The sequence below is a fragment of the Cellvibrio sp. UBA7671 genome, from assembly GCA_002483145.1.
Taxonomy (GTDB): Bacteria; Pseudomonadota; Gammaproteobacteria; order Pseudomonadales; family Cellvibrionaceae; genus Cellvibrio; species Cellvibrio fibrivorans.
The window spans coordinates 218,662-233,651 of sequence record DLHJ01000003.1 but is presented as its reverse complement, the minus strand read 5'-3'; the positions used below and the strand labels follow the sequence as shown (position 1 = coordinate 233,651).

Sequence of the window (14,990 nt, the reverse complement as noted above, 5' to 3'; positions counted from 1 at the left end):
ATGGCCACCAATAATGCTCGGATGGTGATCTTGGGTGGCGGTACAGCAGGGTGGATGACCGCGGCTGCACTCGCGAAAAAATTTTCGGGTATGCCCTTATCTTTAAGGCTAATCGAAAGCGAAGAGCTCGGGACTGTAGGAGTTGGAGAATCCACCATTCCTCACATCCGTCACTTTAACCAGTTTTTGGGTATTGATGAGGCAGATTTCGTTCGTGCAACTAAAGCAACATTCAAATTGGGTATCCAATTTCGTAATTGGGGTGAGCTTGGTGAGGAATATATTCATCCCTTTGGCTCAGTAGGATTCGATATAAATGGTGTTGAATTCCAACATTTCTGGGTGAGTGCTTATCAATCGGGCAATGCGGCTTCGTTCGACGATTATTCCGTAGCCGCTGCTGCAATTAAAAAAAATCGTTTTGCCTATCCACAATCCGATGATACAGGTTGGCGAGGCAGCTACAACTACGCGTTTCATTTTGATGCAGCACTTTACGCAAGTTATTTACGACGTTACGCCGAAGATCGTTCGGTAGTGCGTCTGGAAGGAAAAGTTAAACACACTGAGTGTGATCCAGTAACAGGGAATATTTGTTCACTGCATTTGGAGTCAGGCGAGGTTGTTGAGGCCGATTTTTTTGTTGATTGCACAGGCTTTCGTGCGCTGTTAATCAACGGTTCTTTGGGGGCCGAATTTGAATCATGGGCACATTGGCTGCCGTGCGATCGCGCTCTCGCAATGCCCTCCACCAAAGTGGTTGGACTAAGCCCTTATACCCGAGCAACCGCCCATTCTGCAGGCTGGTGTTGGCAAATACCTTTACAGCATCGTGTTGGTAATGGTTGTGTGTATGCGAGCGAATTTATGCAGGATGATCTGGCATACCAACACTTGTTATCCCAGCTCGAAGGGGCTGCTTTGCTTGAGGAACCGCGCAAGTTTCGTTTTGTGGCGGGTATGCGTCAGCAGCAGTGGCGAAAAAATTGTGTTGCGATTGGTCTCTCTGGAGGATTTTTGGAGCCTTTGGAGTCGACCAGTATTTATCTTATCCAAGTCGGTATAAAAGCGTTGCTCGATTTATTTTCTCCTCGAGCCGATCAGCAATTGTTGCAGCACGAATTCAATGCGCGAGTCACCGCAGAATATGTGCGTATTCGCGATTTTATAATCATGCATTATGCCGAAACTCGACGTGACGACTCCGCTTTTTGGCGCTATTGCCAAACGATGAGCCTGCCAGATTCTCTTGTGCAGCGACAAAATATATTTCAGCAGGTTGGTCATGTGGATCATCTGCAATATGGTGTTTATGCAGCAGTTTGTATCGGCCAGGGTGTTATTCCTCAGCATTTTGACCCGCGGGTAGGTGGATATTCGGAGGCTACAGTTGCGGGGTATTTGGCGAGGATGCGCAACGAAATAGCTCAATTAGTTGATGAGATGCCGAGCGCCGAGTTATTTATAAATCATCTGCTGAACAACGAGGAGCATAGTTGATGGCAGAAAAAATATATGACGTTGCGATAGTGGGTAGCCCCAGTGATTGTTGGACACTGGCGCTCTTGCTGGCGAAACAGCTAAATATGCTCAACCCGAGAATAGTTGTTATCAGCTTTGCGGAAGGTGTAAATGAGGCGGTAATCGTTTCAGCTTCGCCGTCTATTCGGCGATTTCATCAGTTGTTAGGTATCAGTGCAAAAGAATTAGTGCGCCGATCAATTGCCCGTCCGTTGTTGGGTATTGATATTTCAGCTGAAGAACCTGCCCGCTATTTTTTTCACTCATATGGATCTAGCCTGGCTGGATCTGCGGAAGTGGATTGGTCAATTATGGCTTCACTACTTGCCTATGGTGACTTCCACCAGGCCGAGCTTTCGCTGGCCGCAACTATGGCGCGCGCTGGCAAATTTATCGATCCAGAGCGGGTGCCTCATGATATTTATCAATCGCTCGGTGTGGGTTTGCAATTACACTTGGCAAGTTATGTTGACCTGTTGCGAGAGCGGGCTTTGGCTCTGGGAGTGACCGAGTGCAGGGCGCAAACGGTAACTCCCGCAGGTGACAGCTCTGCAACTTATATCGATTTTCTGCGACTGGACCAGCAGCGAGATGTTGCTGCGAAACTTTTTATTGATCTCTCATCTGCAGGTTTATCAAGGGATGATAGTGAATCGTTGACGTCGGTAAATATTACTTGCAGGCAATATAACGGCATTGAAAATGGTGGTGGAGCTTTGGCTCACATGCGGGTGCGCGGCCGACGTTTTTTTTCGCGTACGCATATTGAATCAACATTTTGCATGCGCCTTTACGCATTTCAGCAAGAGGGCACCCAGACTCAGAATAACGATAACAATTTTGCAATTAATAATGTGCGGGAACTTTGTCTGGATTTATCCGGAGTAAAAACTGAACAGAAGAGTAAATTTGATTTTAATGATACTGCTCGTTGGCAGGGGAATTATGTTCGCATACCTCCTGCTGTCAACGTGCCATGGGATATGATTTCTGGGTACGGAGAAGCCGCTCGTCAAAGCATGATGCATTTACTCGATTGCTATGCATGCTCGGCAGCGATGTCAGGTGCAAGTGAAGAGTTTAATCGGTTATCGTTGATCACGACGAGGGAACATCAACAATTGATTGTTATTTTCTTGTTGCTGACTGCGGCTTTAACGAGTTCGCAGGTAGAAGCGTTAGTTGAACCAGCAATTTATGAAGATGCGGTGCATAGCATAAATTTGTTCAAGTCCGGTGCTGTTATTTCGAACTATTTGTCCCCCTTACTGACTCGCGATCAATGGATTAATTTATTTATTGGATTTGGGGTTGCTCCGATGACTGGAGGATTGTGTTTCGATTCAATCCCTTTGGAAAAAATTGCATCGCTGGCGGCTCAGCGTCAAACTCAAGTGAAGAGTGCCAGCGATCGATCACCGTCGTTGGATGAATACATTAATTATTTTTTAAGAAATTAGTCTTTTTCTTCAGAGTTACGTTTGTAACGCAATTAGGTGGGTTTTATGCAAGATAATAATATTAGACGCATAGCTATTGTTGGTGGTGGAACCTCGGGTTGGATGACTGCCGCCGCCCTAGCTAAATTGATTAAGCCTGGCTATTGTCAGATAAGACTTATCGAGTCTGAAGAGATAGGGACAGTGGGTGTGGGTGAGGCAACAATTCCGCAGATACAATTGTTTAATAAGCTATTGGATTTGGATGAAAATGAATTTGTCCGCAAAACTCAAGGTACATTTAAGTTGGGCATTCAATTTGTAAACTGGGGGCGCAAAGGAGATAGATATATTCATGCCTTTGGTGATTTGGGTAAGGATATGGAGTCAATTCAATTCTATCACTACTGGCTGAAAATGGCGCAGGAGGGAAATGCACAGGAACTTGGGAGTTACACCATCAGTGGTGCTGCAAGTGAGCAGGGTAAATTCATGCGACCATTTGATGCAGGCAATTCGCCCTTATCCAACATTGCTTATGCATTCCATTTTGACGCAGGTTTGTATGCACGCTTTCTGCGTGAGTACTCTGAGCAGCGCGGTGTAATTCGCTCTGAAGGTAAGGTCGTCGATGTCATTCTAAACTCGGACACCGGTTCTATAAAATCCCTACAGTTGGAGTCTGGCGAAAACTATGAAGCAGATTTTTATATTGATTGCTCGGGCTTTCGTGGACTATTGATTGAGCAGGCTTTAAAAACTGGCTATGAGGACTGGAGTCATTGGTTGCCTTGTAATCGCGCATGGGCGGTCCCCTGTGAGAGTGCCGGAGACCCCCTTCCATACACCCGCTCAACTGCGCATGCCGCCGGCTGGCAGTGGCGTATTCCGTTGCAGCACCGCATTGGTAATGGACATGTATTTTCAAATAATTTTATGAGTGAAGATGAAGCTAGATCAGTATTGCTGAACAACCTGGATGGCAAACCTTTGGCAGAGCCCAGGCTATTGAAATTTTTAACGGGTAAACGCAAAAAATTCTGGAATAAAAATTGTCTAGCTATCGGTTTGGCGAGCGGATTTATGGAGCCATTGGAATCTACTAGTATCCATTTAGTTCAGTCGGCTATCGCGCGCTTTATGAGCTTTTTTCCGAATAGAAATTTTGATCAAGAGGATATCGACGAATTCAATCGTCAGGCTGATTTCGAATTTGAAAAAATTCGCGATTTCCTGATACTTCATTATCATGCGACCGAACGCAATGACTCAGATTTTTGGAATTATTGCCGGACAATGGATGTGCCCGAATCACTTACTCAGAAGATTGAGCAATTTAAAAAAAATGGACGCATTTATCGCAACAATAATGAAATGTTTAATGATCTTAGTTGGTTTGAGGTGATGCATGGACAAGGTATTCGTCCTCGTTCGTATCACCCGTTAGTGGATAGAATGACAACAGAAGAGATTTCCCAGCGGCTCGCAAGTGTCAAGCGAGTCATCGATAAATCGGTAGATTACATGCCGACCCATGCACAATACATTGCGGAGAACTGTAAAGCAGAAAAATAGATTGAGTGATCGGGCATGAGTGTATGCACTAATTTAAATTTAAGCTGATAGTCATAAGTATCTAGCAGTTTAAGACTTAGCTAGATTTTAGTTTTCTTGCAGCACTTGCTAAGTATAATTATTTATCCAATATCAATAACGTTTAAAAAACCCGACGTGAAGTCGGGTTTTTTATTTCGGCTCAAATTAACTAAGCCTTCAATCGACGCGCCGCAAACAAGCCCGCCAAGCCCATCAACATCAATACAAAAGTTGATGATTCTGGGACACTTGCCTTGATGCCGATTACCAAGTCGTCGTGGTTGTCGTCATCTTTGTAGCCGCCTGTGTCATCAAAGAACAGGATGGCATCATACATAACGCCGTCAAACTCAGTGTCCAATGCAATAGCAAATGATACAAGCTCTTCACCGTCATTGTTGTTGCCGTTAGCTACAGTGTTAGGGACAACGGCACCACCAGTTTTGAAGGTGAATTGGATCAATTCACCCAGGGTGTAAGCCTTGCTGTATGAGAAGGAGCCGCCACTGGTGGTGATGGTATTGCCTTCAGAGGTGAAAGTGTTGGTCCAGCCAGCTTCTTTACCCAGGAATTCAAAGCTTAAAAACAGGGATTCTGTTTGGTTGGCTTTGAGGTTGCCGCCGATATTGTAGGTCTGTGGGTTGAGCACGTTTTTGAAGTAATTGTTTGTGGGTACCGGTAAGTTGGCGCCCCCATCAATGTACATCAGTCCTGCTTGTGCTGCGAATGAGCTCAATGTAATGAGCGCCGCAGCTGCGATCTTGATAAGTTTCATGTTAGTCGTCCTTTTTACTTTAGCCAAAATGAGTGAGTTAAAAATAGCCTAAGCCACGGTGCTGGCAGCATAATGTGTGCCATGTGATTTTTTACTATTAAAAACAAATGGTTAGTATATTGTTGAGGAGGATGTTTAAGGGGCGATGTAAATTTTTTCGACTGAAATTTGAGCGGCGGGATGAGGTGTTTTGGATAGCGCTGATCTGAAGCGAAGGGGGTCTGTCTACCTGACATGACCGAAGGGGATGCTTGCTCTTAAGCTCATCTTGCGAGGCGTGTACAACCTACAGATGAAAGCGCCCAAGAACAGTACTTGGGCGTTTTTGTTTATGTGGCTTAAAACCTAAAAGTTTAGGCGCAGGTTCAATTTGGCGAGCTGCCCTGATGCGGGAAAACCTATGTCGGTGTAGTAGTCTTCATCTGCAAGGTTTTCCAACGTTAAACCCAGCCGGGTTTGCGCATTGAGTTGCCAGTGTATGCTTGCATCAAAACGGTTGTAAGCAGCCAGAGTTTGTTCAATATCGGTACCGGTGTAACGGCTCACGGCGAAGCGCTCATCTACGCGCATATACTGCGCGTCGAACCTCCATGCATCATTTAATTGATAGTTAACGGATGTGCCGTAAGTTACTTGTGGGCGGCCGAGCAAATGATTGTCAGAAGAAATCATATCGATATCGGTGTAGCTCGCATGTGCGCGTAAGCTGAGGTCTTGTTGTACTTGCCAATTAAATTCAGCTTCCACACCGCTGGTTTCTACACGTGAACGGTTAACGTTTTTAAACGTTTCGGAATCAAAATCAATTAAGTTGCGATAGTGATGGTCAAAATAACTGACGCGTGCGCTGAATGTATTTTGATTAAATTCAAAACCGGCGTCGCGCGTCGTTACTGTTTCAGGTTGCAAATCAAGATTGCCAACCAGCGGATGGCCGAGTGCAAAAAAGCTCGGCAATTTAAAGCCTTCACCCCAATTAGCAAATAACGTCCAATTATCGTTTAGCGTAAATTTGGTACCGATTTGGCCACTATCATTTGCATCAAAACCGTCAGTATCATCGCGGCGAATACTGGCTTGAACTAACCAGGCTTCAGTTGCATAGGTGTTTAGATTGATAAAGGCGCTATCGATCTGGCGGTCCAGTGCAAAATTAATGGGATATACATCGGGTGAATATAAATATCCTTCACTGGTGCCATCTTCTTGCTTGGTTTCTACACCAAGGTTTGCCCAGATTTTTTGTTGGTCGCCGAGGGTGTTGACCCAACTAAATTGGGTGCGATTAAAGTCAATTACAGAACCATTGGGCGGAACTGCATCGAAAGGGATTATGCCGGGGGAGGTAAGGTCTTCATCGCGTTGGTACCAGCTGGCGCTCACCTTGCTTTGCCAGATGTTGTTAACTTGCGCTACCCAATTTAATGCAGCGCTTTGGTCTTTATATTCGCTGACATCCAAATCGCGCCCAACAGCAAACTCCGGTCCACCACTTTGTTCAGGGAAGCTGGTGCGTTCACCGTCAAAATAACGGTAGCTGAAATTCAGTGCGTGGATATCCTTTTGCCAATTTAAACGGCTGGTAAATTCGGTATTTTTTGCGGTACTGCCTTCAACGGGTTCGCCTGCATCTTTGCCCTGCAAACTGAATGCGTAACCGAGTTTGTTGATGCTGCCGCTGGTGGATACACCGACGCTGCTGTAATCATCGCTGCCAAGGCTGGCATTTAATGTGGTGGATTTTTTCCCAGGTGTTTGGGTGATGATATGAATCAAACCAGCGAGGGCATCTGAACCGTATACCGCTGATTGTGCGCCGCGAATAATTTCAATGCGCTCGATAGATTCAATATTAATTCCGTTTAAATCAAATGCGCCACCGCGGGTATTGGTGGGATCATTGAGTTGCACTCCGTCGAGCAATACTAATGTGTGGTTTGCTTCAGCGCCGCGCAATGCGATTGAAGTAATACCGCCGGGGCCACCTTGTTCTTCCACCCAGAGGCTGGGCACTTGGCGCAATGCATCAATCAAGCTGTGGTTGCTGAGTTGCAGCAAATCTTCTTTATTAAGAACCGAAACAGAAGAGGATAATTGTTCATTAGTCACCGGGCTATAGCTGCCGGTGACGATAAGTTCTTCGGTGGCGGAGAAAGCGGGTAAAGCGATTAATGCAAGGAATAATGGAGATGAACGGAAATTTTTCATTTAAAGCCTTAATTTCTGTGTTTGGTAATTTGGTATTTAGCTGGGAGACAAATGGACTCCGTCATTCACTCTGAGACTCGCCGTGAATACATCCCTGTAGGCTCGGGCACAGCATCCATGCTGCGCACGGTCTCAAAGCAAATGCCGGAATCCATTTTCATCGCTCTTGGGTAATTTATCTGATTAATTTTTTGTAGCAGGAAACTTATATAAGGTGTAATACGCATCCATTTTTTCCGGTGCGTTGCCAGTGAACAGCGTTTTGGTTTTCAGCTGGGCATGATAAACCCGCGCGGTTTGTTGCGGGTGAATTTTTGCTTGCGCCAGTGATGCCAGATCAATTCGAATAGTTTTGCGGTCCTCGCTCAGGGCAACTGACTTGATGGCATCTTGCTGCAAACCTAATTCATCTGAACCGTAATCCGGTGCATCGCGATAGACCCAGGATTCAACTGTCAGCAAGGATTTCAACTGTTCAGCGTCGATGTTGGCTGCAACCGCTTGCGTTAGTTCTATGGCAAAACCGCTTGGTGTTGCAAGCATTTGGGTAATTGCTGGAGCAATGGTTTTTCCATCCCACACAATACGCTGCAGACTCGCAACGTGGCCGCCTTTTGCCTGCCAGCCACGGCCAGTTTGGCCGAGCAGTAAACTGCCGTCTTTCAAAAAGAGCGGGCGCATAACGCCGGATTCCAAACCATCGATAAACGGCATCACACTACCTTGCTCAACTCCATCAACTGTTTGAAACGCGATGCGCAACAAATTCGACTGGGTTTGGTCGCCCATTAACATTTGCCCGGCAAACGCGCCGAATTTTCCTTTGGTGGTGTCCCACGCAGGATTGCCCGGTGAGTTGGCAACACGGTTGTGCGGCAACAAAATAACTGCATTGGTGCGTTTGTTTTGGACTTTATCCCAGGCAATGTCGGGCGAGTCAGGTGTCATGCCTGGCAAATCAACAAGGCCTGATGGGTGACCGTAAAATTTATCTTTTTCAATCACAAAAATTTTCGAGGTGCCCATATATTCTCCCTGATTATCGGAATACCAGAGACGATTATCAGGGCCAGTTCCCAAACCGGCAGGGCTGCGCAAACCATTCGCCCAGAGTGCGAATTTTCCGTTGGGTTCAACGCGAATATTCCAGCCAGATAAACCACCTTGAGACCCCATGTATTTACCACCGGCTTTATACGTGGAGCCGTCGCCACCATCGGCGAGGTTGATGCTGATGTAGTAAGCACCATCGCCACCGCGCACAGGGCCGTGCATATAAGAGTGGTAATTGCCGTGATAGGAGTGGGCATCGAATAAGGTTTCGTAACTGTCAGCAATACCGTCACCGTTGGTGTCGCTGATGCGCGTGAGTTCCGCTTTTTGTCCTGCGATAACCGTGAGGCCTTTTTTGTCTTCGACTAATACACCAAGGCTGTCAAAAGTACCTTCGGCGAATAAATGCCATTGGCCTTTCACCATGCGCCAGATTCCCGCAGTGCGTGTAGCAATGACCGTCGTGTTGTCTTGCGTTAGCGATAAACCCAGTGCTTCAAATAATTGCTCGCGACCAAAATTATCTTTGGGCGGATAATAACTTTCGATGCTATAGCCTGCAGGCAAATCCGCTTTGGCTTCGGTAATTCTGATAGGTTGTTTGCGGTAATCAAATGCTGATTTTTTTGCATGCCAGACGTTGGCCGCAACTTGCATTTTTGCAGTGAGCGTCGCGGAGTTGCTGCCCGCAGGTAAAGTCCATTGGCCGTTGCTGATTTCACCTTTACTCACTGCTACGTTTTGCAGGAGTTGCGTGTTGAGTAAAAATTGCTGCGCCGTTTTTATATCGCCATTCAAGGTGATTTTTACATCGCCATTGGCGGCAATTGCCGTTTGGACTTTCAGGGTGTTTTTGCCGACGCGATAATTAAAGGTTGGCAGCTCATTTTTTTGTTTGGAGTTGCGCGTAAAACCTAAAAATTGCGCATCCATAGACGCGACGCGGGCCAGGTGATCTTCTTTGCTATTGAGCGATGCCTTGATAGTTTCTACATCGCCGAATTTTGCCTCTTTAAACGAGAAGTCGATTATCTTGCCTTGCGCATTTAATGGTGCGAATAAAAACTCCTGACCGCCAAAATTAATTTCGCGGCTCTCAAAACCCATCTTCAACCCTTTGCCGCCGCGATTGGTAAATTCGCCGGTCATATCCAAAAAGCCGCCTTGCCAAATTTTGGTAATGGCAAGCAGGCGCGGATCAAATGAATAGTTAACGCCCCATGGGGAGCCCACGTGAATTGCACGGCCGGAAACACCAACTAGCGGGCCGCGTTGGATGCGCACTTCATCATCGACCAACAATTGCAAGCGATCAGCAAGCGGGTCGTATTCTTCTGCGCCCGATTGCGCGAGCAATTTAATGATTGGGCCTTGGTCGCGTAGGTCATTGAGTGTGGCGAGGTAATCACCGATTGCACTGATTTGTAAATCACTTAAAACCTGTGCTGAAAATGCGGGCATGATTGGCATAAAGGCTTCGCCTTTTTTTGCACCGCTTTCAGCAACGGCTAACTGATCGGTAGCGGCGCGAATACTGCGATGCAGATATTGGCGATCTGCTTTTATCGTAAATCTATGGCCTTCACCACCTTCCACAATTTCGCGGTCGCGCGGTTCGCGTTTAAACAAACCGTAGAGGTTGGGGCCGGTACTTACACCGGAATCGTTTTTTATCACTGAGTGACAAGCGTTACAACCAACTGATTCGAAGGTTTCTTTTCCGAGCGCAACAAAATCGACCAGCTCTTTTTCGTTGGTCACCTCACCGGATTTTTTCGGCATGGTGATCAATGAAAAATCTGCAGGCGCAATGGAGAAATTGCGCAATGCGAGCTGGCCTTTTTTCACCAGAAAGCTGGTTTGGCCAGCAGGATTCTCCCATCCGATGTTGGCGTTTTCGCTCATGCCTGTGCGGATATCATTTACCAACACAGTTTCACCGTTGACACGCACTTCCATAATTAATGCCGCATCGACCTTCGCACTGGCTTCGTTATAGCGCGGCGCGCGAAATGTAACGTAAAGGCGTTGCCATTCATTGTTGACATTTTTGAGGTCTATTGCGTAACGACCTTGCACATAGAGTTTTGCGTCACTGCCTTCGGGTACCAGAAATTCTGTTTCTAATACTGAGTCGCCGATATGTTCATTCGCATTCAAGTGTTCGCTGCTGCCTTTGGCATTAAGCACAAGAATATTGCCATCTTTGGCTGGTGTTACTTGCAATTTATTTCCGACTGCGCTGACTTTGCTGGCATTGATCCAGTTACTGTTAGCTTTGAAATAATCTGCGGGGTTTTGTGCGTAAACCTGTGTGCTGAAAATCACAAAGGACCCGAGCAATATTTTTTTCAGGAGAGACATAATCTATACCTGTGATCTAATTAAAAAAGCGCCGCAGTGAATTCACTGCGGCGCAAACAGACGACAGTTAGAGCAATAAGTAACTGTCAGCGGATAGAGCGGGAAATTAGAGTTTGCGCACCCAGATGTTGCGGAAGTTCATCGCATTGCCGTGATCTTGCAAACGAATAGGGGCGCAGCCGTGGGCTTTATAGACAGGTTTGCCAATCCATTCGGTGGCGCCCTGGATTTCGAAATGGTTTTGTACCAACACACCGTTGTGCAGCACAGTCACATAACCGGGTGATGTAAGTTTTTGTGCGCTATCAAATTTGGGGGCAGTAAAAATAATATCGTAGGTTTGCCATTCGCCCGGCGCGCGCGACGCATTCACCAACGGAATCGATTGTTTGTAAATCGAACCTGCCTGGCCATTGGGATAGGTTTTGTTGTTGTAGGAATCCAGCATCTGCACTTCGTAGCGCTCTTGCAAAAATACGCCGCTGTTATTGCGCCCCTGGCTCTCTAGCAATTTACCCTTTTCATCGGTAATCAGCGTTGGGGTTTTCCATTCAACGTGCAATTGCACATCGCAAAAAGATTCTTTGGTTTTAATGTCGCCCGTTTTAGGGACAACGGTCAGGGTGCCATCGGCCACTTTCCATTTGGCTTCGCCACCTTCAGCGCCTTGCCATTGGTTCAGGTTTTTACCATCAAACAAGACAGTCGCGTCAGAGGGGATGCCCGATGACGGTACACTGATAACAGCGGGAACAGGTTCCCATACCTCGGTCTCCTCGGCGAGTTGCCAAGGTTCTTTTTTTTCTGTGGCAGCTACACAGGTTGCCGAGCAAACAAATACAGTGCTGATAATGCCGATGGCGGGGACTAATCCTCGCTGTAAAAAACGCTTGTTCATGGAGTTTGACCCTGAAGTTTTTTGTGGTGATTGTTATGGTTGTGTTTTTTGATTTTAGTTATAGCGGTTAAATGCAGACTGGGCGAATGCTTTTACACAGCTTGATAAAATTATCTGATAAATAGAGGGTTTGTTAACACAGCTTTACAGAGCGGGATTGGCGCTGTAAAAGCGCCGTAAACAGGGGGAATGCGAGAAGTGGAAATTACTTTTGTGCCCAGCGTTGGCTGCCCGAACAATTTAAAAACTGGGATTTAGCTAACCATTGCTGATCGGGATAATAAGAAAATAAAAATTGGTCGCCCTTGATGGTATCAATTACTTTGCGTGCTACGCCTCTGCGCACTGCCGGGCAGCCATGGCTGCGGCCGAGATGGCCTAATTTTTTAGCGAGCTTTAAATCCACATAGTCGGCGCCGTGGAACACAATCGCGCGCTCCATTGCCTTGTCATTAAAGCCATTTTCCAAACCTTCCATGCGCAATGAGTAGCCATTGGCGCCAACATAGGTCTCTTTGGTGCGGAATAATCCCAAACTGGTTTGACGGCTACCGTAGGTATTGGAAAAATTGCGCGCAAAATTTTTGCCGGTATTCATACCGTGGGCGACCAGCTCCTGGAACAGGAGTTTGCCGGTGACCAAGTCGAACACCCAAAGGCGCGGTTTGGTGGAGACCAGCGAGTAATCAATCACTGTCAGGTTGCGCGCGGGTGACATGCCTTGGGTTAGTGCACAATCGAGTGCAGACAATGCCAGTCCAATCACTTTGGGGTTGGCGGCGGGCGCAGCGCGGCTGAGTTTATTGAGCAGTGCAAGGGGCGTCTGGTCTTTGCTGAAGGGGGTGTAGCTAAAAGGGTTTGCAGGGCGATCTTGTGTCGCAGCGGCATTTAACGCGAATAAAAAACTTATGCAGGCCGAAAAAATCAGGCCCTTAAGGGTCGTGTACAACATGGATAGCCCCGAATACTCTGGGTAATTAAAGTTGTAGCGGCCTTGCTATGGAAATTTATGGTTGTACCAGTTAATACTGGTGATGCTGGAATGCTAGCATCCAGATAGGAATGCAGCAAATAACTAAAGTTCAAAAAGTAGACCATATTTTGCGTTTTCGTTCTAATTTTAGGGAATAAACCCTCGTTGTATTAAGCGCGCAGGAGCGCTCGTTTATGCTGGCAATTGGTTTCTGGGTGTGTTGTTGGTGGAGGCCAGGTTCGGTTCTGCTGAAAAGATTGTCGTTGTTGTTAATCGGCTGTTGTGCAATGACCACCTCAGCTGAGGGGAGTAATCCAACCACCACTGAATTGGGCAAAATGCTCAGTTCCTCTACCTTAATCGCCCGCGAAATTGAGGTGCAGATGGTGGCTTTGCAGTTGGATGTCGCAGAGGGACGCCAGACACTCGACTCCCGCCATTTGACCCAGGCGGTAATCGGCTTTTACGAGCAGCGCCAATATCGCCCGATTTGGGATCAAGCGGGGCGTCTTGAGCAGTTGATCGGTGCCCTGGAGTCAGTGGAGGCGGACGGCCTTACGCCCGATGACTACCAGGTTGAGCAGCTGCGCCATGCTTTGCCTTTGTTGGGCGACAATTCCCCCGAGGCCATTCCTTTGCGCGTTGCCGATGAGCTGCGCGCGACCAATGCCTATCTGCGTGCGCTCTATCATCTTTATAACGGCAAGGTCGATCCCGCCGGCCTCGACCCGCAATGGAATTTTGAATTGCAGGATATGGCTCCGGTAGCCGATGGCGCGCGCGTAGCCGATAGTATTGAGACCGGGCAAATTGCCCAGCTGTTCGAGCAAACCCGGCCACAGCATCCGATTTATCGCAGCTTAAAGGCGGGTTTACAGCAGTATCGCCAACTGGCGCTCTTGGGTGGTTGGCCGTCTTTGCCCGTTGGGGCGACGCTCAAACCCTGCGCTGTTGATCCGCAGGTTGCGATATTGCGCCAGCGTCTGCGGGTGACGGGGGAGTATATCGATCCGGTATTGCCTGATGCTGGAGTGAATCAATCGCCTGCCCAGATCTGTTTAATCGCCAACGCTAAAGCGGCCTCATTGGCTGCGTCTAGCAGAGCCGCCAGTTCTGTTGCCGACGAGCTATCGCCCACTATGCGCAGCTCGGGGCAATCCAGTTCTGTAGACTCAGTGTTTACTGAGGAAGCGGTTTTTAGCAGTCAGTCTTCGGCACAATCCTCCAGCGCTGCGCCAATGAATCCCGATGAAGTATTTGATGAATATCTGGTGGAAGCGGTAAAAAAATTCCAGCGCGAGCAATATTTGGAAGTAGATGGCGCTATAGGCCCAGCCACACGCGCGGCGCTCAATGTGTCGGTGCAATCGCGTATTGACCAGATTCGCGTCAACCTCGACCGTGCGCGCTGGTTGTTGCACAACATCCCGCCGGAAATGCTGTTGGTCGATGTCGCTGGGTTTAAAATCACCTACTTCAAAGCCAGCCAACCGATCTGGCGTTCGCGCGTGCAAGTGGGTATGGCTTATCGCACCAGCCCGATTTTCAAGTCAGAAGTGAATTACATCACCCTCAACCCGACCTGGACGGTACCGCCCACGATTTTGCGCAAAGATGTACTGCCCAAGGTGCGCAAGGATATCAACTACCTGCGCGAGCATAACATCCGCGTGCTGGACAGCAGCGGCAAGCAGCTCGATCCCGCCACAATCGATTGGTACAAGCCGGGCAATATCACGCTGCGCCAGGACGCCGGCGAGGATGCGGCGCTCGGCAAAGCGGTGATTCGCTTCCCCAATGCTTACGCTGTCTATTTGCACGATACGCCGCACCAGAAACTGTTCAATAAAAGCCAGCGCGCGTTTAGTTCGGGTTGCATCCGCGTGGAGCGGGCATTGGAGCTGGTTGAATTGCTGCTCGCTGAGACGCCCTCTTGGGATTCAGCGGCGATCAACAAGGCTCTGGCAACCGGTAAAACCCGCAATGTCACACTGGCCAAACGTGTGCCCATACTGCTCGCCTATTGGACAGTAGATGCCGTCAGCGAAACCCAAATTGCCTTCAAGCCGGATATCTATGCGCGCGACGCCAAGGTACTCGCCGCCCTGAATAAGCGTAGTTAGCCTGAAAAGTGAGCGAAAAGAGTAGATTTTGGTGACTTAT

9 protein-coding genes are annotated in these 14,990 nt (G+C 47.8%); 4 read left to right on the top strand and 5 right to left on the bottom strand.

Annotation, left to right across the window (positions count from 1 at the left end; genetic code table 11):
• The 3 genes from B4E62_RS03555 to B4E62_RS03545 are packed head-to-tail and all read left to right on the top strand — an operon-like array spanning position 1 to position 4,535.
• On the top strand, positions 1-1,500 hold the full coding sequence (locus B4E62_RS03555; protein WP_310072682.1) for a tryptophan 7-halogenase: 1,500 nt from the start codon (positions 1-3) through the stop codon (positions 1,498-1,500).
• Positions 1,500-2,981 (top strand): tryptophan 7-halogenase, encoded by a 1,482-nt coding sequence (locus tag B4E62_RS03550; RefSeq protein WP_331351090.1) that lies wholly within the window; start codon positions 1,500-1,502, stop codon positions 2,979-2,981. Before B4E62_RS03555 ends, B4E62_RS03550 begins: the two co-directional genes overlap by 1 nt.
• Positions 2,982-3,026: 45 nt before the next feature.
• Positions 3,027-4,535 carry a tryptophan 7-halogenase gene (locus tag B4E62_RS03545; RefSeq protein ID WP_310072677.1) on the top strand — a complete coding sequence of 503 codons (1,509 nt, stop codon included), beginning with the start codon at positions 3,027-3,029 and terminating at the stop codon, positions 4,533-4,535.
• A gap of 190 nt (positions 4,536-4,725) precedes the next feature.
• Here B4E62_RS03545 and B4E62_RS03540 read toward each other — a convergent pair whose 3' ends face one another.
• The 5 genes from B4E62_RS03540 to B4E62_RS03520 form a co-directional block, all read right to left on the bottom strand.
• On the bottom strand, positions 4,726-5,331 hold the full coding sequence (locus B4E62_RS03540) for a PEP-CTERM sorting domain-containing protein (RefSeq protein WP_310072676.1): 606 nt from the start codon (positions 5,329-5,331) through the stop codon (positions 4,726-4,728).
• Positions 5,332-5,676: 345 nt separating this feature from the next.
• Positions 5,677-7,539, bottom strand: a complete 1,863-nt coding sequence (locus B4E62_RS03535; protein WP_331351089.1) for a TonB-dependent receptor plug domain-containing protein — start codon at positions 7,537-7,539, stop codon at positions 5,677-5,679.
• Between the two features lie 183 nt (positions 7,540-7,722).
• Positions 7,723-10,956, bottom strand: coding sequence for a hypothetical protein (locus B4E62_RS03530; RefSeq protein WP_331351088.1), 3,234 nt, complete (start codon positions 10,954-10,956; stop codon positions 7,723-7,725).
• Between the two features lie 106 nt (positions 10,957-11,062).
• Positions 11,063-11,854 carry a DUF1080 domain-containing protein gene (locus B4E62_RS03525; RefSeq protein ID WP_331351087.1) on the bottom strand — a complete coding sequence of 264 codons (792 nt, stop codon included), beginning with the start codon at positions 11,852-11,854 and terminating at the stop codon, positions 11,063-11,065.
• Between the two features lie 205 nt (positions 11,855-12,059).
• Positions 12,060-12,806, bottom strand: coding sequence for a murein L,D-transpeptidase catalytic domain family protein (locus B4E62_RS03520; RefSeq protein WP_331351086.1), 747 nt, complete (start codon positions 12,804-12,806; stop codon positions 12,060-12,062).
• 308 nt (positions 12,807-13,114) lie between these two features.
• Here B4E62_RS03520 and B4E62_RS03515 point away from each other — a divergent pair, with 308 nt between their 5' ends.
• Complete coding sequence (locus tag B4E62_RS03515) at positions 13,115-14,950, top strand: L,D-transpeptidase family protein (protein WP_331351085.1); 1,836 nt, start codon at positions 13,115-13,117, stop codon at positions 14,948-14,950.
• The last annotated feature ends 40 nt before the right edge of the window (positions 14,951-14,990 follow it).

What these genes read in the sequence shown, in the direction of transcription:
- B4E62_RS03555 (WP_310072682.1), top strand. Translation starts at nt 1, where the DNA reads ATGGCCACCAATAATGCTCGGATGGTGATCTTGGGTGGCGGTACAGCA.
- B4E62_RS03550 (WP_331351090.1), top strand. Translation starts at nt 1,500, where the DNA reads ATGGCAGAAAAAATATATGACGTTGCGATAGTGGGTAGCCCCAGTGAT.
- B4E62_RS03545 (WP_310072677.1), top strand. Translation starts at nt 3,027, where the DNA reads ATGCAAGATAATAATATTAGACGCATAGCTATTGTTGGTGGTGGAACC.
- B4E62_RS03540 (WP_310072676.1), bottom strand. Translation starts at nt 5,331, where the DNA reads ATGAAACTTATCAAGATCGCAGCTGCGGCGCTCATTACATTGAGCTCA.
- B4E62_RS03535 (WP_331351089.1), bottom strand. Translation starts at nt 7,539, where the DNA reads ATGAAAAATTTCCGTTCATCTCCATTATTCCTTGCATTAATCGCTTTA.
- B4E62_RS03530 (WP_331351088.1), bottom strand. Translation starts at nt 10,956, where the DNA reads ATGTCTCTCCTGAAAAAAATATTGCTCGGGTCCTTTGTGATTTTCAGC.
- B4E62_RS03525 (WP_331351087.1), bottom strand. Translation starts at nt 11,854, where the DNA reads ATGAACAAGCGTTTTTTACAGCGAGGATTAGTCCCCGCCATCGGCATT.
- B4E62_RS03520 (WP_331351086.1), bottom strand. Translation starts at nt 12,806, where the DNA reads ATGTTGTACACGACCCTTAAGGGCCTGATTTTTTCGGCCTGCATAAGT.
- B4E62_RS03515 (WP_331351085.1), top strand. Translation starts at nt 13,115, where the DNA reads ATGACCACCTCAGCTGAGGGGAGTAATCCAACCACCACTGAATTGGGC.